4 protein-coding genes are annotated in these 21740 nt (G+C 72.7%); 1 reads left to right on the top strand and 3 read right to left on the bottom strand.

From position 1 onward, the window contains the following. Positions 1–15 precede the first annotated feature (15 nt). From ACZ601_RS35860 to ACZ601_RS35850, 3 genes are all read right to left on the bottom strand, one after another. Positions 16–5922 carry a type I polyketide synthase gene (locus ACZ601_RS35860; protein ID WP_469545737.1) on the bottom strand — a complete coding sequence of 1969 codons (5907 nt, stop codon included), beginning with the start codon at positions 5920–5922 and terminating at the stop codon, positions 16–18. After that, complete coding sequence (locus ACZ601_RS35855) at positions 5919–18848, bottom strand: SDR family NAD(P)-dependent oxidoreductase (protein ID WP_469545734.1); 12930 nt, start codon at positions 18846–18848, stop codon at positions 5919–5921. The genes ACZ601_RS35860 and ACZ601_RS35855 overlap by 4 nt, the downstream gene beginning before the upstream one ends. A 100-nt stretch (positions 18849–18948) precedes the next feature. Next, a complete protein-coding gene (locus tag ACZ601_RS35850; protein ID WP_469545732.1) occupies positions 18949–20160 on the bottom strand; it encodes a cytochrome P450 in 1212 nt (403 codons plus the stop codon). A 346-nt stretch (positions 20161–20506) separates the two neighbouring features. On the opposite strand from ACZ601_RS35850, the gene ACZ601_RS35845 reads away from it, so the two are divergent. Next, positions 20507–21736: a macrolide family glycosyltransferase gene (locus ACZ601_RS35845; protein ID WP_469545729.1), complete on the top strand. Its 1230-nt coding sequence runs from the start codon at positions 20507–20509 to the stop codon at positions 21734–21736. Positions 21737–21740 lie beyond the last annotated feature (4 nt).

The following is a 21740-nucleotide window of genomic DNA, read 5'->3' as shown; positions in this document are numbered from 1 at the left end:
TGTCGGTGCCGGACTTCAGGCAGTGCGGAAGTCATTGTCGAACAGCTGGAACAGCTCGTCGTCGGAGGCGGAATGGAGTAGTTCGGTGACGTCGCCGGTGTCCGGGGCGTCCGGATCCGGGGTGTGTCCGGCCGGGTCCGCGGCGGCGGTGCCGAGGTCGGCGAGCAGTGCCGCGAGGCGGTCGGCCATGGTCTGCCGGGCCTCTTCTCCGAGGTCCGGCAGACTGCCGGCCCGGCTCGCGGCCTCGGTGAGCTGGTCGAGCAGGGCGAGTACGGAGGCCTCTGCGCCCGGCAGTTCCCCGTCGAGGTGTTCAGCGAGGGCCAGGGGCGTCGGATGGTCGAAGACCAGGGTCGCGGTCAGCCGCAGTCCGGTGGCCTCCGTGAGCCGGTTGCGCAGCTCCACGGCGGTGAGCGAGTCGAAGCCGGCTTCGTTGAAGCTGCGGTTCGGAACGATTTCGGCCGGGCCGGCATGACCGAGCACGGCCGCCACCTCGGTGCGTACGAGATCGAGGAGGAACGCGGCGCGTTCGGCCCGGGGCAGTGCCGCGACCCGGTCGGCGAACCCGGCGGGCCGCTCCGTGTCCGTGGTCCCGGCGGTCGGCCGCGCGGTGCGCGCGGCCGGGCGGCGGGGGGTGGATCCGGTGAGGGTGCGCAGGACCTCGGGCAGTGCGCTGCCCGCGTCGCGGGCCGCGGCGGGGTCGATGCGCAGGGGCATCAGGACCGGTTCCTCGCGGGTGCAGGCCGCGTCGAAGAGGGCGAGGGCCTCCGGGTGCGAGAGGGGGACGAGCCCGCTGCGGCGGAGCCGGGCGGCGTCGGCCCCGGAGAGTTCGCCGGCCATGCCCTCGCCGGCCCAGGGGCCCCAGGCGAGGGATAGGGCGGGCAGGCCCTGGGCGCGCCGCCAGGAGGCGAAGGCGTCCAGGTAGGCGTTGGCGGCGGCGTAGGTGGCCTGCCCGGCGCTGCCGAGGAACCCGGCCGCTGAGGAGAAGAGCACGAACGCGTCGAGGTCGCGGTCGCGGGTGAGTTCGTGCAGGACCCGGACGGCGTCGGCCTTGGGCCGCAGTACGGCGGCGAGGCGGTCGGCGTCCTGGGCGGTGACCAGGCCGTCGTCGAGGACGCCCGCGGTGTGGACCACGCCGGTCAGGGGGTGGGCGGCGGGCAGTTCCGCGAGGAGCGCGCCGAGGGCCTCGCGGTCGGCGGCGTCGCAGGCGGCGACGCGGACGGAGGCGCCGGCCTCGGTGAGTTCGGCGGTGAGCCGGGCCGCCTCTGGGGCGTCCGGGCCGCGCCTGCTGGTCAGCAGCAGTCGGCGTACGCCGTGCCGGTGGACCAGGTGGCGGGCGACGACGGAGCCGAGGCCGCCGGTGCCGCCGGTGACCAGGACGGTGCCCTCGGGATTCCAGACGGTGCCGGTGCCGGGTTCGCTGCCGGTGCCGGTTTCGCGGCCGGTGCCAGTGCCAGTGCCGGTGCCGGGTTCGGCGCGGACAGCGGTCGGGGTGTGCGGGGTGCCGTCGCGCAGGGCGAGCTGGCCGGGTGCGTCGCCGCGGGTGAGGGCGGCGGGCAGGGCGGCGTACGAGGCCGGGGCGGTGTCGAGGTCGACGAGGGCGAGACGACCGGGGTGTTCGGTCCGCGCGGAGCGCAGCAGGCCCCAGGCCGCGGCGGCCGCGGGGTCGGTGACGGGACCGGCGCAGTCGACGGCGCCGTGGGTGAGCAGGGTCAGGCGGGCCCCGGCGAGGTGTGCGGCCAGGAGCCAGGACCGGGCGAGTGCGAGGGCGCGGGCCCCAGCCTCGTGCGGGTCCTGTGCTCCGCGCAGGTCGGCGAGCACCTGGACGGGTGTGCCGTCCTCGGCGTGTACGCCGTCCAGGTCCGTCAGGTCGGCGCAGTGCCGTGGGCGCGTGCCGGCGGCGGTCAGGGCCTCGGCCACAGCCGGGTCGTGGTCGCCCAGGAGGTACCAGTCGGTGCCCTGGACGGTGGCCGCCCCGGTGGCGGGCGCGGCTCGCAGTGGGCTCCAGTCGGGGCGCAGCAGCAGTTCGGCCGCGACGCGGTCGGCGGAGACGCGGTCGGCGGAGACGCGGCGCATGGCGAGGGACCGGGCGGCGAAAACGGCCCGGCCTCCGGGGTCGGCGGCGGTGACCGCGACGGAGTCGGGGCCGGCCGGGGAGATCCGGATCCGCAGGGCGTCGGCGCCCGCTGCGTACAGGGTGACGCCGGTCCAGGCGAAGGGGACGAGCCCGTGGGCGTCCTCGCGGGTGGCGGTGACGGCGTGCAGGGCGGAATCGAGGAGGGCGGGGTGGATCCCGTATCCGGGCGCCTCGGCCGTCTCGGGCTCGGGCAGGGCGGCGTACGCGTAGACGTCCTCGCCGAGCCGCCAGGCGGCGCGCAGGCCCTGGAAGGCGAGGCCGTAGCCGATGCCGGCCTCGGCGAACCGCTCGTACTCCCCGTCGAGTGCGACGGGTTCGGCGCCCTCGGGCGGCCAGGTGCCGGTCAGGCCCGTGAGGTCGGGGCCGTCGGCGGGCCGGGCGGCGGGCTCGGTGCGGCCGGTGGCGTGCAGGGTCCAGCCGTCGTCGGCGGGGTCCTCGGCCCGGTCACCGGCCGGGGCGGAGTGGACGGCGACCGGCCGGGTGCCGTCGGCGGAGGCCGGGCCGTGCCACAGGCGCAGCCGTACGGGCGCGTCCTCCGGCAGCACGAGCGGGTTCTCGAAGGCGAGTTCCGCGACGCCGTCCTCGCCGGCGGCGGTCAGGGCGAGTTCGAGGAGGGCGGTGCCGGGGAGCACCGGCCGGCCCGCGAGGGTGTGGTCCGCGGTCCACGGGTGGGTGCGGGTGGACAGGGTGGCCGTCCACACGGTGCCCCGGGCGTCGGGGAGCGCGACGACGGCGGCCAGCAGGGGGTGGCCGGCCGGGGAGAGGCCGGCGGCGGACAGGGGGGCCTGCGGGGCGGGGGCGTCGAGCCAGTAGCGGCTGCGTTGGAAGGCGTACGTGGGCAGTTGGGCTGCCAGGGCGGTACCGGTACCGGGGCTCGGCGCGGGGGCGGTGGCCACGGGCAGACCGTGCACGTGGGCGGTGGCCATGGCCTGCTCGAAGGCGGTGGCCTCGGGGCGGCCCCGGCGCAGTACGGAGAAGCTGACGGGGGCCGGGCCCGCCTGCCGCCGGTCCGGCTCGTCGGTGTCGAGGACGGCGCGGCTCATCGCGGTGAGGACGGCCTCGGGGCCGAGTTCGACGAAGGTGTCGATGCCTTCGGCGCGCAGGGCGCGCAGACCGTCGAGGAACCGCACCGGGCGGCGCGCGTGGCGGACCCAGTGGTCCGCGCCCAGCACGTCGCCTTCCGCGATCTCTCCGGTCAGGTTCGACATGACAGAAATCTTGGGCAGTCTGTATTCGAGACCGCGAGCGATCGTTTCGAACTGTGTCAACATGCCGTCCATGTGCGGCGAGTGGAAGGCGTGACTGACCTTCAGGAGCTTGGCGGCTCGACCGCGGCTCTTCCAGTGCTCGACCAGTTCGCCGACGGCGTCCCCGTCCCCGGCGACGACGACGGCGTTGGGTCCGTTGACGGCGGCGAGGTCGAGTTCGGCCTCGCGCCCGACGAGTTGGGGCGCGATCTCCTCCGCGCTCGCGGCGATGGCACCCATGGCGCCGCCGCCGGGCAGCTCGTCCATGAGGCGGCCCCGGGCGGCGATCAGTCGGGCCGCGTCGGCGAGGGTGAGCACGCCGGCGACATGGGCGGCGGTGATCTCGCCGACGGAGTGCCCGGCCACGGCCTCCGGGTGCAGGCCCCGGGAGGTGACAAGGGCGTAAAGGGCGGCCTCCAGGGCGAACAGCGCGGGCTGGGTGTACTCGGTGCGGTCGAGCAGCGCGGCGTCGGCGGAGCCGGGCCCGGCGAACATCACCTCGCGCAGCGGACGCCGCAGGTGTGGGTCGAACGCGGCACAGATCTCGTCGAGGCTGCGGGCGAACACCGGCTGGGACTCGTACAGTTCGCGTCCCATGCCGGGGCGCTGGCTGCCCTGGCCGGTGAAGAGGAAGGCGGTGCGGCGGCCGGCGGCTGCGCGGCCGGTGACCACGCGGGCCGGGTCGAGGCCCTCGCCGGCGGCCAGGGACTCGACCCCGCACAGTAGTTCACCGGTATCCGCCCCGAGCACCACGGCGCGCTGGGGGAACGCGGTGCGGGAGTGGGCGAGTACGGAGGCCACGGCGGCCGGGTCGGCCGGGTTCCCGGCGCGGTCGGCGGCGGCGAGGTGTCCGGCGAGCCGCCGGGCCTGGGCGCGCAGGGCGACCCCGTCGCGGGCGGAAAGAGCCCAGGCGAGGCTGCCGGAGGCCGGGCGGTTCGCCGGGTCCTCCCCGTCCTCGGGGGCGGGGGTGGGTGCGGGGACGGCCGGTGCGGGGACGGCCGGTGTCCCGGTCGGTGCGGGCTCGGCGGGTGCCCCGGTCGGTGCGGGGACAACCGGTGTCCCAGCCGGTGCGGGCTCGGCCGGTGCCCGGTCCTCCTCCAGGATGACGTGGGCGTTGGTGCCGCTGGCGCCGAACGCGGAGACTCCGGCCCGGCGGGGCTCGCCCGGCCGCTCGGGCCATGGGGTGTGCTCGCTGAGGAGCGAGACCGCGCCGGCCGACCAGTCGATCCGGGTGGACGGCGCCTCGGCGTGGAGGGTCCGGGGCAGGGCGCCGTGCCGCAGTGCCAGCACGGTCTTGATGACGCCCGCGACGCCCGCGGCGGCCTGCGTGTGCCCGATGTTGGACTTGAGGGAGCCGAGCAGCAGCGGCGACGAGGCCGGCCGGCCCTGGCCGTACGTGGCGAGCAGGGCCTGTGCCTCGATGGGATCGCCGAGACTGGTGCCGGTGCCGTGTGCCTCGACGGCGTCGACCTGGTCGGCGGTGAGCCGGCCACTGGCCAGGGCGGCGCGGATGACCCGCTGCTGGGCGGGACCGTTGGGGGCGGTGAGGCCCGCTCCGGTGCCGTCCTGGTTGACGGCGGAACCCCGGATGACGGCCAGGACGGTACGGCCTTCGCGCCGGGCGTCGGAGAGCCGTTGGAGCAGCAGCATGCCGGCGCCCTCGCCGAATCCGGTGCCGTCGGCGCCGTCGGCGAACGCCTTGCAGCGGCCGTCCGGGGCGAGCCCGCGCTGCCGGGAGAAGTCGATGAACATCGTCGGCGTGGACAGGACGGTCGCGCCGCCCGCCAGCGCGAGGTCGCACTCCCCGGCGCGCAGGGCCTGCGCGGCCAGGTGGACGGCGACGAGCGAGGAGGAGCAGGCGGTGTCGACGGTGACGGCGGGGCCGCGCAGTCCGAAGGTGTAGGAGATCCGGCCGGAGGCGACGCTGCCGGCACTGCCGTTGACGAGGTAGCCCTCAAGGCCCTCGGGTATGCGGCCACCGGGAACGTGCGGGACACGGGCACCGTAGTCGTCGTACATCACGCCCGCGTACACGCCCGTACGGCTGTCGCACACGGCGTCGCGATCGAGCCCTGCCCGCTCCAGGGCCTCCCAGGAGGTTTCGAGGAGGAGCCGCTGCTGCGGGTCCATGGCGAGGGCCTCGCGCGGGGAGATCCCGAAGAACTCCGGGTCGAACTCCGCGCAGTCGTAGAGGAATCCGCCTTCGCGGGCGTAGCTGGTGCCGTGCGCGTCCGGGTCCGGGTCGTAGAGCGCCTCCAGATCCCAGCCGCGGTCCTCGGGCAGCGCGGAGACGACGTCGGTGCCGGACTCCAGGAGCTTCCAGAGCGCCTCGGGGGTGTCGGCGCCGCCGGGGAGGCGGCAGCTCATCGAGACGATGGCGATCGGTTCCCGGGCGGCCTCTGCGGCCTCTTCGGCGGCGCGCAGCCGGGTGCGGGTGGTGACGAGCTCCGCGGTCACCCGCTTGAGGTAGTCGCGGATCCTGTCGGTGCTGCCGGCGTCGTCGGTGCTGGTGCTGGTGCCGTTGGCGGCGCTTCCCGTCACAACTGCTCCTCGATGAAGGCGAAAAGTTCGTCGTCGGCGAGTTCGAGCGCCGGCTCGGGGGTGGCGGCCGTGCCGGCCGGGTGCCCGCCCAGGACGGTGACCAGGGCGGCCAGCCGACGGTGGACGACCTCGCGGCGGATGTCGTCCTCGGCGAGCCCGGTCACGGCGGCCTCCAGTGCCTCCAGTCCGGCGAGGGCGGCCTCGCCGGCCTCCCGGCCGCCGCCCGCGGCGGTGTCCAGCTCCTCGCCGACGTGCGTGGCGACGGCCTGGGCGGTGGGGTGGTCGAAGACCAGGGAGGCGGCCAGGCGCAGTCCGGTCGCGGCGTTGAGCCGGTTGCGGAGTTCGACCGCGGTCAGGGAGTCGAAGCCGATCTCGCGGAAGGCGCGGGCCGGTTCGACCGCCTCGGGCCCGGCGAAGCCGAGTACGGCGGCCACCTCGGCCCGGACCAGGGCCAGCAGCTCCCGGCCCCGGGCGGCGGCGCCGAGCGGCGCGAGGCGCCGGGTCAGCGCCTGGGCGGCGCTCTCACCGGAGCTGGAGCCGGTGGCGGCCGCGGTGGCCGACGCGGCTGCCGGTGCGACGGCCGCGCCCCTCGGGGCGGCGGGCGCCGGGACCAGTTCACGCAGCAGGGCGGGGACGGCTTCGGGGCCGTGCGCGGCCCGCTCACGCCGCAGGGCCTGAGCGTCCAGGCGCAGCGGTACGAGGAGGGCGTCGCCGTCCGGGTCTCCCTGACTCGCGAAGGCCAGGTCGAAGAGGGCGAGACCTTGCTCGTTGGTCATGGGGGCGATGCCGGAGCGTCGCATACGGCGCAGGTCGGCCTCGGAGAGGTGCCCGGTCATTCCGCTGGCCTCGCCCCACAGTCCCCAGGCCAGGGAGACTGCGGGCAGCCCGGTCGCGCGGCGGTGCTGCGCCAGGGCGTCCAGGAAGGTGTTGGCTGCGGCGTAGTTGGCCTGGCCGGGGCGGCCGAGGAGGCCGGCGGCGCCGGAGAACAGCACGAAGGCGGACAGCGGCAGGCCGCGGGTCAGCTCGTGCAGGTGCAGAGCGGCATCGGCCTTGGGCCGCAGTACGGTGTTCAGCCGCTCGGCGTCGAGGGCGGTGAGCGCCCCGTCGTCGAGCACGCCGGCCGCGTGGATGACGGCGGTCAGCGGGTGCGCCGGGTCAAGGGCGGCGAGCAGGGCCGCGACGGCGGGGCGATCGGCCATGTCACAGGCGGCGATCTCGACGCGGGCGCCGAGCGCGGTCAGTTCCTCTTCCAGCTCGGCGGCTCCGGCCGCGTTCCGGCCGCTGCGGCTGACGAGCAGCAGTCTGCGGGCGCCGTGGGCGATGACGAGGTGGCGAACGAGCAGCCGGCCCAGGGTGCCGGTCGCCCCGGTGACCAGCACGGTCCCTTCGGGGTCGAACGCGGCCCCGGTGTGATCGGTCTCGGCCCCGCCCCCGGTCTCGGTCCCGGTGGTCGTCGCGCGGGTGAGGGCCGGTACGAGTACCTCGCCGGACCGCAGGGCGAACTGGGTCTCGCCGGTGGCGGGCATCGCCGCGAGCGCGTCCGCCGAGGCGGGCGTGCCGTCGGTGTCGACGAGCACGAACCGGCCCGGGTGTTCGGTCTGGGCGGACCGTACGAGCCCCCAGAGGCCGGCAGCCGCGAGTCCGTCCACGGTGTCGTCCGCGGTGGCCGCGAGCGCCTGCCCGGTCAGCACGGTCAGGGGGACCTCCGCGAGGGGCCCGTCCTGGTCGAGCCAGTCCTGCACCAGCGCCAGGCCCCGGGCGGTGAGGGCGCGCACGTCTTCTGGCCTGGTCTCCGGATCGGCCGGGAACTGCGCGACCACGGCGTCCGGCGGGGCGGCGCCCGCGTCGACGGCGGCGCGCAGTGCCGCCGCGTCCGCGTGCACCCCGGCTCCGGCGAGGCCTGCGGCGGCGAGACCGAAGCCGTCGGTGCCGAGTACCGCCAGTCGGGCCGGCGACTCGGCCGAGGGGCGGCCGGCGGTCCGCTGCCAGGCCACGCGGTAGAGGGGGAACCCGCTGTCGGCGGCGGCGCCGAGCAGCGCGTCCAGGCGGTCCTGCGCCAGGGGCCGCATCACGAGGGCGTCCAGGGTGAGGACGGGGGCCGCGGTGAGGTCCGTGGCCTCAAGGCGTACCGCGCCCTCCCCAGCAGGGGTGATGCGCACGCGCAGCGAGTCCGCGCCCGCCGCGTGCAGGGTGACGCCCTTCCACGCGAACGGCAGCAGCACGGAGCCGTCCGGCACGTCGAGCAGCCCACCGGCCAGCCAGGGTTGCAGAGCCGCGTCGAGCAGCGCGGGATGCACGCCGTAGCCGGCCGCGTCGGCCCGAGCCCGAGCGGGCAGCCGGATCTCCGCGAACACCTCGCCGTCACCGCGCCACAGGGCCTCGATGCCGGCGAAGACCTCGCCGTACTCGTAGCCGAGATCCGAGAACTGCCCGTATACGTCGGCGGGTTCGAGTTTCTCGGCGCCTGTGGGCGGCCAGGAGGTGGCCCAGTCCACGGCGGCCGAGGGGGCGGATGGGGCGGCGGGGGCAACGAGGCTCTCGCCGTGCCGGGTCCACGCGGCTTCTTCGGTGCCGGCGGTGTCCTCGGGGCGGGAGTGGATGGTCAGCCGCCGGCGGCCCTGCTCGTCTGCGGTCTCCACGCGCACCTGGACCTGCGCGGCGCGGTGGCCGTCGAGGACGAGCGGAGCCTCCAGGGAAAGCTCCTCCACGGTGGCGCAGCCGGTCGCGGCTGCGGCGTGCAGGGCGAGCTCGACGAAGGCCGTGCCGGGCAACAGGGTCCGGCCTCGGACAGCGTGGTCAGCGATCCACGGGTGCTCGGTGAGCGAGATCCGGCCGGCGAACACCGTCTCGCCGGTCGAGGCGACCGGCAGCGCGCCGCCGAGCAGCGGGTGGGTCTCCCACACCATGCCGAAGCGGGCGGCCGCGGCATCGCCGACGCCTGCGGGCGAGGTCGGCGCCCAGTGGCGGCTGCGTTGGAAGGCGTAGGTGGGCAGGTCGACGGTCCTGGCCCCGGTGCCGTCGAAGAGAGCCGTCCAGCCGATGTCGATGCCACGGACGAACAGCTCGGCGGCCGAGGTCAGGAACCGCTCCCAGCCACCCTCCTCACGCCGCAACGAACCACCGGCCAGGACATCCTTGCCCTCGGCGGCCTCCTGGATACCCATGATCAGCACAGGGTGGGCACTGGATTCGACGAAGGTGCCGAAGCCTCGCTCCAGGAGCAGCCGGACGGTCTCCTCGAAGCGAACGGTCTGGCGGAGATTGCGGTACCAGTACGAGGCGTCGAGCACCGTCGTATCAACCAGCTCACCGGTCACCGTCGAATAGAACGGAATCTCCGAACGGCGCGGCGTGACCGGTGCGAGCACATCAAGAAGTTCGGCCTCGATCCGCTCCACATGCGCGGAGTGCGAGGCGTAGTCGACCGGAACCTGACGAGCCCGCACCCCCTCGCCCTGGTACGCGGCCACGATCTCCGTGATCGCATCGGCGTCACCGGACACCACCGTGCTCGACGGACCATTCACCGCCGCCACACTCAACCGGCCGCTCCACTCGCCACCGGCAAGACGTTCCTCAACCTCCGGCAACGGCAACGGAATCGACGCCATACCCCCCAAACCCGCCAGCTCGCGGCCGATCACACCCGCCCGCAACGCCACCACACGAGCCGCATCCTCCAGAGACAACGCCCCCGACACAGCAGCCGCCGCAATCTCCCCCTGCGAATGCCCCACCACCGCATCCGGCACCACACCAAACGAACGCCACAACTCAGCAAGCGACACCATCACAGCCCACGTCACCGGCTGCACCACACCCACATCGTCCAACGAACCCCCCGCAGCCACCACCTCCACCACATCGAAATCAACAAACGGCGCCAACGCATCCGCACACTCACGCAACCGAGCAGCAAACACCGGCGAAGACTCCAACAACCCCGCACCCATCCCCACCCACTGCGTCCCCTGACCCGGAAACACCAACACCCGACGGCCCACCGGACCCACCGAGTCCTCGACGACCCGGTCACCAAGCGCGACCTGACGGTGCTCGAACACCGACCGCGACGTCACCAGCGAATACCCGGCATCCAACAGACCCGGCGCACCCTCCGCCCCAAGACGGGCCCGCAACCGCTCAGCCTGGAGCTTGAGCGCCGGCCTCGACTTCGCGGACACCACCAACGGAACCACCGGCAACTCACGAACCACGGACTCCGCCACCGCATCCGGCACGGGGGCCTGTTCCAGGATGACGTGAGCGTTGGTCCCGCTCACACCGAACGCGGACACGCCCGCACGACGTGGACGCCCGGTCTCCGGCCACGGTCGGGTCTCGGTCAGCAGCTCGACCGCACCCGCGTCCCAGTCGACCTGCGAGGACGGCGCATCCACATGCAACGTCCGTGGCAGCACACCCTCCTGGAGCGCCATCACCATCTTGATGACACCACCCACACCAGCGGCGGCCTGCGGGTGGCCGATGTTCGACTTCAACGAGCCCAGCCACAGCGGCTGCTCCGCCGGGCGCTGCCCGTAGGTGGCCAGCAGTGCCTGCGCCTCGATCGGGTCACCGAGCCTGGTCCCCGTACCGTGCGACTCGACCACGTCCACGTCCGCGGTTCCCAGACCGGCGTTGGCCAGGGCCTGGCGGATGACCCGCTCCTGGGAGGGGCCGTTGGGGGCGGTGAGGCCGTTGCTGGCGCCGTCCTGGTTGACGGCGTCGCCGCGGATGACGGCGAGCACCCGGTGGCCCTGGCGGACGGCTTCCGACAGCCGCTCGACGGCGACCATGCCCGCGCCCTCGGCCCAGCTGGTGCCGTCGGCGGCGTCGGCGAAGGCCTTGCTGCGGCCGTCGACGGCGAGCCCGCGCTGCCGGGAGAACTCCACGAACAGGCCGGGGGCGGCCATGACCGTCACACCGCCGGCGAGAGCGAGGTCGCACTCCCCCGCGCGAACGGCCTGCGCGGCCATGTGCAGGGTGACCAGGGAGGAGGAGCAGGCGGTATCCACGGAGACGGAGGGGCCTTCGAGGCCGAGCACGTACGAGATGCGCCCGGAGACCACGCTCGCGGACTTGCCGGTGAGCAGGTAGCCCTCGTGCTCCTCGGACGCCTCGTGCAGCCGGGAGGCGTACTCCTGGTGGGTGAGGCCCACGTACACACCGGTACGGGTGCCGCGCAGGGACAGTGGGTCGATGCCGGCCCGCTCCAGGGCCTCCCAGGAGGTTTCGAGCAGGAGCCGCTGCTGCGGGTCCATCACCAGGGCCTCGCGCGGCGAGATCCCGAAGAACTCGGCGTCGAACTCGGCTGCCTCGTGGAGGAACCCGCCCTCGCGGACATACGTGGTGCCGCGGCGGCCCGACTCCGGGTCGGGCTCGTAGACCTCGTCGAGGTTCCAGCCGCGGTCGGTGGGCGCGGCGCCGATGACGTCGCGCTCGGCCATGACCAGGTCCCACAGCGCCTCGGGGGTGTCGGCCTCGCCGGGGAAGCGGCAGGCCATGCTCACGATCACGATCGGGTCCTCGGCGTCCCCGGCCGCTCGAACGGCGGGGGCCGGGGCGGGAGCCGCTGCGGGGGTGTCTCCGAGGAGCTTGCCGAGCAGGTAAGCAGCGAGTGCGCCCGGGTTGGGGCGGTCGAACACGACGGTGGCGGGCAGCCGCAGACCGGTGGCACCGGCGATGCGGTTGCGCAGCTCCAGCGCGGTGAGGGAGTCGAAGCCGGTGTCCTTGAACGCCCGGTCGGCGCGGATGGCGTCGGTGCTCGGGTGCCGCAGCACCGCTGCGGCCTCGCCGCGCACGAGCTCGACCAGCGTCCGGGTCCGTTCGGCCTCGGGGAGTGCGGCGAGCCGTTGGGCCAGTCCGTCGGCGGGGCCCACGGAGGCCCCGGCGGGGGCCTGCTGCCGCGCCTCCTCCAGCGCGTGCCGGGCTTCCGGCACGGTGTCGAAGACGGGCCCGGGGCGCAGCGCGGCGGTGCGCGGGGCGAAGTCGGCCCAGTCGACGTCCAGGACGGTGACGCAGGTATCGCCCAGGTCGAGAGCGCGGTGGAGGGCCTCGATGCCTTCGTCGGGGTCCATGGCCCTGATGCCTCGGCGGCTCAGGCTCTCCTCGCCGGCGCCCTCGGCCATGCCGCCGCCACCCCACAGGCCCCAGGCTATGGAGGTGGCGGGCAGGCCCTCGGCGCGGCGCTGTTCCGCGAGGACGTCGAGGGAGGCGTTGGCCGCGGCGTAGGCGGCCTGTCCGCCGTTGCCCCAGGTGCCGGTGACGGAGGAGAAGAGGACGAAGGCATCCAGTTCCAGGCCTCGGTCGCGGGTGAGTTCGTGCAGGTGGTGCGCCGCCTCGGCCTTCGGGGCCCGGACCCCTCGGTAGGCCTCGGCGGTAACGGAACCGATCACCCCGTCGTCGAGCACGCCTGCGGTGTGGAAGACGGCGGTGGGCGGGTGGGCGTCGAGGAGGGCGGCCAGCGCCTCACGGTCGGAGACGTCACAGGCGGCGAGGGTGACTTCGGCGCCCAGGGCACGCAGTTCCTCGGCCAGCCCGGCAGCCCCCGGAGCATCCGGACCACGACGCCCGGTCAGCACCAGATGCCCCGCCCCGGCCCCGGCGAGCCACCGGGCCACATGAGCACCGAGAGCACCCGTGCCACCCGTCACCAGGACAGTGCCACGGGCCGTCCAGCGGGCGCCCTCGGCCGTCCCGGCGGACTGACCCGCACGGGTCACCCGGCGGCCGTAGGAGCCGGAGGCGCGGACGGCGACCTGGTCCTCGGCGCCGGGGCGGCCGCCCTGGGCCAGCGCGGCGGCCATCCGGTCGAAGGCGCGGGCGTCGGGCTGCGCGGGCAGGTCGACGACACCTCCCCAGAGGGCGGGCAGTTCGAGCGCGGCGACGCGGGCGAGGGCCCACACCTGCGCCCCGGAGTCCTCGGGCAGCTCGCCGGGGGCGACGGACACGGCCTGCCTGGTCAGGGCCCACACCCCGGCCGGGGCGAGGTCGGTGTCGGCAGCGGCCTGTAGGAGCGCGAGGGAGGCGAGAACCGCCTCCGTGCCTCCTGCCAGCGGGAGGAGGGACAGTACTCCGTCGAAGGTTTCGCCCTCGGTCCGGTACGAGTCCAGCCGGCCGGCCAGGGTCTCGCGGGTGGCGGTGAGGGTGTCCAGGGTCAGGCGTTCGGTGCGGGCGCCGTGCCGGACGAGGGTGGCCTCGGCCGCGTCGGCGAGTTCAGCGGTGCCTTCGGGGAGGACGAGCAGCCAGCGCCCGGAGAGGCGGGCGGCGGGGTTCTTGGCGCTCAGACCCTTCCAGGTGGTGCGGTAGCGCCAGGAGTCCGTACCGGAGGCCTTGGCGGCGGGGACGGGCTGGGCAGAGGGCTCCAGCCAGTAGTGCTCGTGCTGGAAGGCGTAGGTGGGCAGGTCGACGATCCTGGCCCCGGTGTCCTCGAAGAGGGCACTCCAGTCGATGTCGATGCCACGGACGAACAACTCGGCGGCCGAGGTCAAGAACCGCTCCCAGCCGCCCTCCTCACGCCGCAGCGAACCACTGGTCAGGACATCCTTGCCCTCGGCGGTCTCCTGGATACCCATGATCAGCACAGGGTGGGCACTGGACTCGACGAAGGTGCCGAAGCCCCGGTCCAGGAGCAGCCGGACGGTCTCCTCGAAGCGAACGGTCTGGCGGAGATTGCGGTACCAGTACGAGGCGTCCAGCACCGTCGTATCAACCAGCTCACCGGTCACCGTCGAATAGAACGGAATCTCCGAACGACGCGGCGTAACCGGAGCGAGCACATCAAGAAGCTCGGCCTCGATCCGCTCCACATGCGCGGAGTGCGAGGCGTAGTCGACCGGAACCTGACGAGCCCGCACCCCCTCACCCTGATACGCGGCCACAATCTCCGTAATCGCGTCGGCATCACCCGACACCACCGTGCTGGAAGGCCCGTTGACGGCGGCCACGCTCAGCCGGCCGGTCCACTCGGCATCGGCAAGGCGTTCCTCAACCTGCACGAGCGGCAGCGGGATCGACGCCATACCCCCCAACCCAGCCAGCTCACGGCCGATCACACCCGCCCGCAACGCCACCACACGGGCCGCATCCTCCAAAGACAGCGCCCCCGAAACAGCAGCCGCCGCGATCTCCCCCTGCGAATGCCCCACCACCGCATCCGGCACCACACCAAACGAAGCCCACAACTCAGCAAGCGACACCATCACAGCCCACGTCACCGGCTGCACCACACCCACATCGTCCAGCGAACCCCCCGCAGCCACCACCTCAACCACGTCGAAGTCAACAAACGGCGCCAACGCATCCGCACACTCACGCAACCGGGCAGCAAACACCGGCGAGGACTCCAACAGCCCCGCACCCATCCCCACCCACTGCGTCCCCTGACCCGGAAACACCAACACCCCACGACCCGGTTCCCCGGCCACACCCTCGACCTTCAGATCACCGAAGGAGACCGAGCGGTGCTCCAGGTGCGAACGCCCGGCAGCAAGACTCAGACCCACATCGAGCGGACGCAGCACGGGATCCGTCTGCATCCGGGCCCGCAGCCGGGAGGACTGCGCCTCCAGAGCGGCCGCCGACTTCGCGGACACCACCAACGGAACCACCGGCAACTCACGAACCACAGACTCCGCCACCACATCCGGCACAGGAGCCTGCTCCAGAATCACGTGGGCATTGGTCCCGCTCACACCGAACGCGGACACCCCCGCACGACGCGAACGCCCGGTCTCCGGCCACGCACGCGACTCGGTCAGCAGCTCGACCGCACCCGCGTCCCAGTCCACCTGCGAGGACGGGGCATCCACATGCAACGTCGCCGGCAGCACACCCTCCTGCAACGCCATCACCATCTTGATGACGCCGCCGACACCTGCGGCGGCCTGCGCATGACCGATGTTCGACTTCAACGAACCCAGCCACAAAGGCTGCTCCGCCGGACGCCGCCCGTAGGTGGCCAGCAGTGCCTGCGCCTCAATCGGATCACCGAGCCGGGTCCCCGTCCCGTGCGCCTCCACCGCATCCACATCCGCAGCCCCCAGACCGGCATTGGCCAGAGCCGCCCTGATCACCCGCTGCTGCGAAGGACCATTCGGCGCCGTCAGACCATTACTCGCACCGTCCTGATTCACCGCCGAACCCCGCACCACAGCCAGCACACGATGCCCCCGGGCCACCGCGTCCGACAGCCGCTCCACCAACAGCACACCCACACCCTCGGCCCACCCCGTACCGTCCGCACCCTCCGCGAACGCCTTGCACCGACCGTCCGAAGCCAACCCACGCTGCTGCGAGAACTCCACGAACATGCCAGGACTCGCCATCACCGAGGCGCCGCCGGCCAGAGCGAAGTCGCACTCGCCCGAGCGCAGCGACTGGGCGGCGAGGTGGAGCGCCACAAGCGAGGAGGAGCAAGCCGTGTCGACCGTCACCGCCGGGCCTTCGAGACCCAGCGCATAGGAGATACGACCGGACATGACGCTGGCCGTGTTGCCGGTGAGCAAGTAGCCCTCGGATCCCTGGGCGTTCTCGTAGAGGCGCGGCCCGTACTCCTGGGTCATGGCGCCGACGAAGACGCCGGTACGGGAGCCCTTCAGCGAGTCGGCCGGGACACCCGCCCGCTCCAACGCCTCCCACGACGTCTCCAGCAACAACCGCTGCTGCGGATCCATCGCCACCGCCTCACGCGGCGAAATACCGAAGAACCCGGCATCGAACCCACCCGCATCGTGAAGGAAACCTCCCTCACGCACATACGAACGCCCCGCAACACCCGGCTCCGGATCGAACAGCGACTCCACACCCCAACCACGGTCACCCGGGAACGGCGACACCGCATCCACCCCAGACGACACCAACTCCCACAACCCCTCCGGCGAACCCACTCCACCCGGGAAGCGACACGCCATCCCCACGATCGCGATGGCGTCCTCGTTCTGGCCGGAGGCCGGCTGCTCCCGGCGGGCCGGGACCTCGGCCGGAGCCGCGGTGGCGGCCTCGGCGGCTTCGTCGCGAATCAGCTGGGCGACGGCCAGCGGGGTCGGGCAGTCGTAGATCAGGGTGGCGGGCAGACGTACGCCGGTCGCGGCCCGCAGCCGGTTGCGCAGCTCGATACCGTTGACGGACTCGAAGCCCTGCTGCTTGAAGGTCTTCTCGGGTGCGATCGAGTCGCCGGTGGCCCGGCCTCGTACAGCGGCGGCGTGGACGCGCACCAGCTCCAGCACGTGGTCGAGCTGTTCGGCCTCGGAACGACCGCGCAGCTCGCGGCTGAGCAGGGTCTCGTCGGCATCGGCCTCGGATGTCTGGCCCTGCTCCGCAGAGCCGTCCTCGGTGATCCAGTGGCGGCTGCGTTGGAAGGCGTAGGTGGGCAGGTCGACGATCCTGGCCCCGGTGCCCTCGAAGAGAGCCGTCCAGTCGATGTCGATGCCACGGACGAACAACTCGGCGGCCGAGGTCAGGAACCGCTCCCAGCCACCCTCCTCCCGCCGCAACGAACCGCTGACAACCACATCGAGCCCGGCCGCATCAGCACACTCCTGAACACCGATACCAAGCACCGGATGCGCACTCGACTCGACAAACGTGCCGAAGCCCCGCTCCAGGAGCAGCCGGACCGTCTCCTCGAAACGAACCGTCTGCCGGAGATTGCGGTACCAGTACGACGCGTCCAGCACCGTCGTGTCAGTCAGCTCACCCGTCACCGTCGAATAGAACGGAATCTCCGAACGACGCGGCGTAACCGGAGCCAGCACATCAAGAAGTTCGGCCTCGATCCGCTCCACATGCGCGGAGTGCGAGGCGTAGTCGACCGGAACCTGACGAGCCCGCACCCCCTCACCCTGATACGCGGCCACGATCTCCGTAATCGCATCGGCATCACCCGACACCACCGTGCTCGACGGACCATTCACCGCCGCCACACTCAACCGGCCGCTCCACTCGCCACCGGCAAGACGTCCCTCAACCTCGGCCAGCGGCAGCGGGATCGACGCCATACCACCCAAACCAGCCAGCTCACGGCTGATCACCCCCGCCCGCAACGCCACCACACGAGCCGCGTCCTCCAAAGACAACGCCCCCGACACCGCAGCCGCCGCAATCTCACCCTGCGAATGCCCCACCACCGCATCCGGCACCACACCAAACGAGCGCCACAGCTCGGCAAGCGACACCATCACAGCCCACGTCACCGGCTGCACCACACCCACATCGTCCAGCGAACCCCCCGCAGCCACCACCTCCACCACATCAAAATCAACAAACGGCGCCAACGCATCCGCACACTCACGCAACCGAGCAGCGAACACCGGCGAAGACTCCAACAGCCCCGCACCCATCCCCACCCACTGCGTCCCCTGACCCGGAAACACCAACACCCCACGACCCGTCTCGCCCGCGACCCCGTGGACGGCGGAGCGCTCCAGTCGGGTGAGGAGTTCCTCGCGGTCGCCGGCCAGGACCACGGCGCGGTGGCCGAAGACGGTGCGGGCGGCGGCCTGGGTCCAGGCCACGTCCAGGAGGCCGTGCTCCGGGCCGTGTTCGATGCGGGCGCTGAGCTGGGCGGCCTGGTCGCGCAGGCCCTCCGCGGTGCGGCCCGTGACGATGACGGGGAGGACGGGGAGGGTACGGGTGGCGGGCTCGGCCGGGCGCGGGGCCGGGGCCTGCTCCAGCACCAGGTGCGCGTTGGTGCCGCCCATACCGAAGGAGGACACGCCGGCCCGGCGCGGCCGGGAGCCGTCCGTCTCGTCCGTCGGCCAGGTCCGCAGGTCGGTCTGGACAGTGAGGTTCAGCTCGTCGAGCGGGATGTCGGGGTTCGGGGTCGCGTAGTTGAGGCTGGGCGGGAGTTCGCCCTCTCGGACGGCGAGCGCGGTCTTGAGGAAGCCGACGATGCCGGCGGCGCCTTCGAGGTGGCCGACGTTGGTCTTGGCGGAGCCGACGACGAGCGGGGTGCCGGGGGTGCGGGCGGTGCCGAGGACGGCGCCGAGGGCCGCGGCCTCCACGGGGTCGCCGGCGCGGGTGCCGGTGCCGTGGAGTTCGACGTAGTGGACGTCCTCGGGGCGGACGCCGGCGCGCTCGTACGCCTCGCGGAGGACGGCCTCCTGGGCGTCCCGGTGCGGGGTGGTCAGGCTGGGGCCGCCGCCGTCGTTGTTGATGGCGCCGCCCTTGACGACGCAGTGGACGCGGTCGCCGTCGGCGAGGGCCTGGCGCAGCGGCTTGAGGACGACGCAGACGCCGCCCTCCCCGCGTACGTAACCATTGGCGCGGGCGTCGAAGGTGTGGCAGCGGCCGTCCGGAGAGAGGGCGCCCATCAGCTCCATGGTGGTGGTGCTGTGGCCGGACAGGATGAGGTTGACGCCGGCGACGACGGCGAGGTCGCTCTCGCCTCGGAGCAGTCCCTCGCAGGCGAGGTGGACTGCGACGAGCGAGGAGGACTGGGCGGTGTCGACGGCCATGCTGGGGCCGCGCAGTCCGAGGTGGTACGAGAGCCGGTTGGCGGTCATGGCCCGGTGCAGGCCGGCCGCGCTGTAGCCGCCGGTGGCTTCGGCGTGGGCGTGGGAGAGGGCCGCGTAGTCGTCGGAGGCGACGCCGACGTACACGGCGGTGCGGGTGCCGGAGAGCCGGCCGGGGACGATTCCGGCGTGCTCCAGGGCCTCCCAGCCGAGTTCGAGTACGAGGCGCTGCTGCGGGTCGGTGGCGGCGGCCTGTGCCGGGCTCATCCCGAAGAATTCCGCTTCGAATTCGCCGTGGTTCTCCAGGGCGGCCCGCCAGGTGCCGTCCTCCTGCCGGGTGATGCCGTGGTTTCCGGTTCGGAGGAGCTGCCAGAATTCCTCGGGCGTATCGGCTCCGGGAAGTCGGCACGCCATGCCCACGACGGCTATGTCGTTGTCACCCACGAGCTGTTCACCGGTCTTGGGGGTCATTAATTCTCCATAGCCAGAGATGAGGTGCGGGAAATCCACGAGCGGTTCGAAAGACCCGGAGGGGTCGGTACTGCCGGGAAAGCCGGGTGCCGGGGCACCGTCACCACGTGACGGGGAGCTCCACGAGTCCGCGGACGAGCATGTCCCGGTGCCAGGCGAGTTCGTCGGCGGGCACGGCGAGGCGCAGTCCGGGCAGACGGCCGGTGAGGACTTCCAGGGCGCACTGGAGTTCGGCGCGGGCCAGCGGGGCGCCGAGGCAGAAGTGCGGGCCCTGGCCGAAGGCGAGGTGCTGGTTGGGCTCACGGTCCAGGACGACGCCGGCGGCGTCCTCGAACACGGTCCCGTCGTGGTTGGCGGAGGCGAGGGAGTAGACGACGGCCTCGCCGGCGCGGATGGTCACGCCGCCGAGCTCGACGTCCTCGGTGGCGACGCGGGTGGGTCCGACGCTGTTCCACAGCGGGACGACGCGCAGGAGCTCCTCCACGGCGGCGGGCACGAGTTCGGGGTCGGCGCACAGCCGCTCGTAGCGGCTGCGGTCCCGCAGGAGGACCAGGACGTGGCCGGCGATCTGGCTGGCGGTGGTCTCGTGGCCGCCGATGAGCATGCCGCCGGTGAGCATGAGCAGTTCGTTCTCGGAAAGGCGTTCGCCCTCGTCGTGGGCCAGGACGAGGGCGCTGAGGAGGTCGTCCTCGGGCTGCGCGCGCCGCTTGACCACGTATCCGCGCAGGTAGTCGGCGTATTCCTCGGCTGCCTGGCCGACCTGCTCGTCGGTGTAGCGGCTGGCGGACATCAGGGCCTCCGTGAAGGCCCGGAAGATGTGCTGGTCCTCGTGGGGGATGCCGAGCATTTCGCAGATGACCGAGGTGGGCAGGGGCAGTGCGAGCTTCTGGACGAGGTCGGCGGGCCCGCCGTCGGCGACCAGTTCGTCGACGAGGGCGTGGGTGATCTCGGCGATGCGGGGGCGGATCGCTGCCACGCGGCGGGCGGTGAAGGCGCGGGAGACGAGCCGGCGCAGCCGGGCGTGGTCCTCGGGGGGCATGCCCATGAGGCCGACGGAGTCGAGTCCGCGGGGGGCGGCGCGGGGTACGTCCTTGTCGGCGCCCGCGTGCATGCTCAGCCGGGGGTCGGCCGAGGCCTTCTTGATGTCCGCGTGCCGTGTCAGGAGCCACGCCTCGCCGCCGTAGGGCATGCGGACCCGTGCCACGGGCTCACCGGACCGGAGTTCGGCGTACGCGGGGTCGAGCGCGAGATCTACTCGGTCGCCGAACGGATAGGTCCGGACGGATCCGGCGACGGCATGAGGGCAGGTCATGACTGAATCTCCTCTGTACGCGGACCCTGACACCGAACAGCAGCACCGCACCGTTGCCACCGGCGCGTTTTTGATTGTGTCAAGTCATCGCGAATTGGCCAGGAAATTCGAGTCGGATTTTAGCGGTGTGCAAGCGGAGCGCGACAGCGATTTGAGCTGGGCGCGACACGGCCGGGCCAGAATGGAGAAACACAGACGACTGTGTCAGGTCTCCCCTTGCGCCGCACAAGTGGGGGGCCGTAATTTTCCGTTGCACCGAAGAGCTGCACCGAAGACCTGCGCGAAAAGCTGCACCGAAAAGCCGTATCGAAAAGCCGTATCCGTTTTGCCTCGAAAGGCTGCCCCGATGGCACATATCGCCTTCTTCATTCTCCCTGCGGCCGGTCACGTCAACCCGACGCTGTCCGTCGCACGGGAACTCGTCGCGCGCGGCCACCGGGTCACCTACGCCCTGTCCGAGAGTTACGGCGAGCGGGTGCTCGCGACGGGGGCGGAGTTCGTCCCCTACCCGATGGACCAGGACCGCTTCCTGGCCACGATGGTGCCGCAGCAGGACTCCGCCGAGTACACGGACCAGCAGGAGTTCGTGAACATGATGAAGTGGATGCTGGAGCTGACCCGGCAGACGCTTCCTCGGTTCGAGGAGCACTTCGAGTCCGAGGGCCGTCCGGACGTGTTCGTGTGCGACCCGTCCTCCTTCTGGAGCGGGGCCGTCCTGGCGGCGAAGTGGGGCGTGCCGGTCATCCGCAGCACCCCGACGTACGTGGCCAACGAGCACTGGTCCCTGCACCCGCCGGTCGACACGGCGGAGGAGCAGCAGCAGGACCCGGAGACCGGGGAGCTGTTCGAGACCGTCGCCGGCCTGCTGGCGGAGCACGGCGTCGAGAAGAGCATCGGGGAGTTCGCGCAGGACGTGCACTCGGGTCCCGCGCTGGTCTACCTGCCGCGTTCCTTCCAGTACGCGGGCGAGACCTTCGGTGAGGAGGTCGCCTTCGTCGGCCCGTGCACCAGCGACAACAGCTTCCACGGCGACTGGGAGGCGCCCGCCACGGGCCGCCCGCTCGCGCTGGTCAGCCTGGGCACCCTGTACAACAAGCAGCCGGAGTTCTTCCGCGCCTGCGTCGACGCCTTCGCGGACCTGGACTGGGACGTGGTGATCGCGCACGCCGGCGGGGTCGCGGAGGGCGGTCTCGGCGAGCTGCCGCCGAATGTGCAGGTGCACTCCTTCGTGCCGCAGGGCGCCGTGCTCAAGCACGCGTCCCTGATGATCAATCACGGCGGTACGAGCACCGTGCTCCAGGCCGTCTCCGAGGGCGTCCCGGTCATCTCGGTGCCGCAGATGGCGGAGCTGCACGCGACGGCGACCCGGGTGGAGCAGCTGGGCGTGGGCGCCAAGATCCTGCGCAAGGACATCTCCCCGGAGAAGATCCGCGAGACCGTGCTCGCCCTGGCCGCCGACGAGTCCGTTGCGGCGAAGGTGGCGTGGCTGCGGCAGGAGATCAAGTCCGCGGGCGGCCCGACCGCGGCCGCCGACGCGGTCGAGCGGCTCCTGGTACCGGCGCCCGCCGTCGGCTGAACCC

Source organism: Streptomyces sp. NPDC104307 (assembly GCF_055584045.1).
This window is presented reverse-complemented; position numbering and strand designations above follow the sequence as displayed.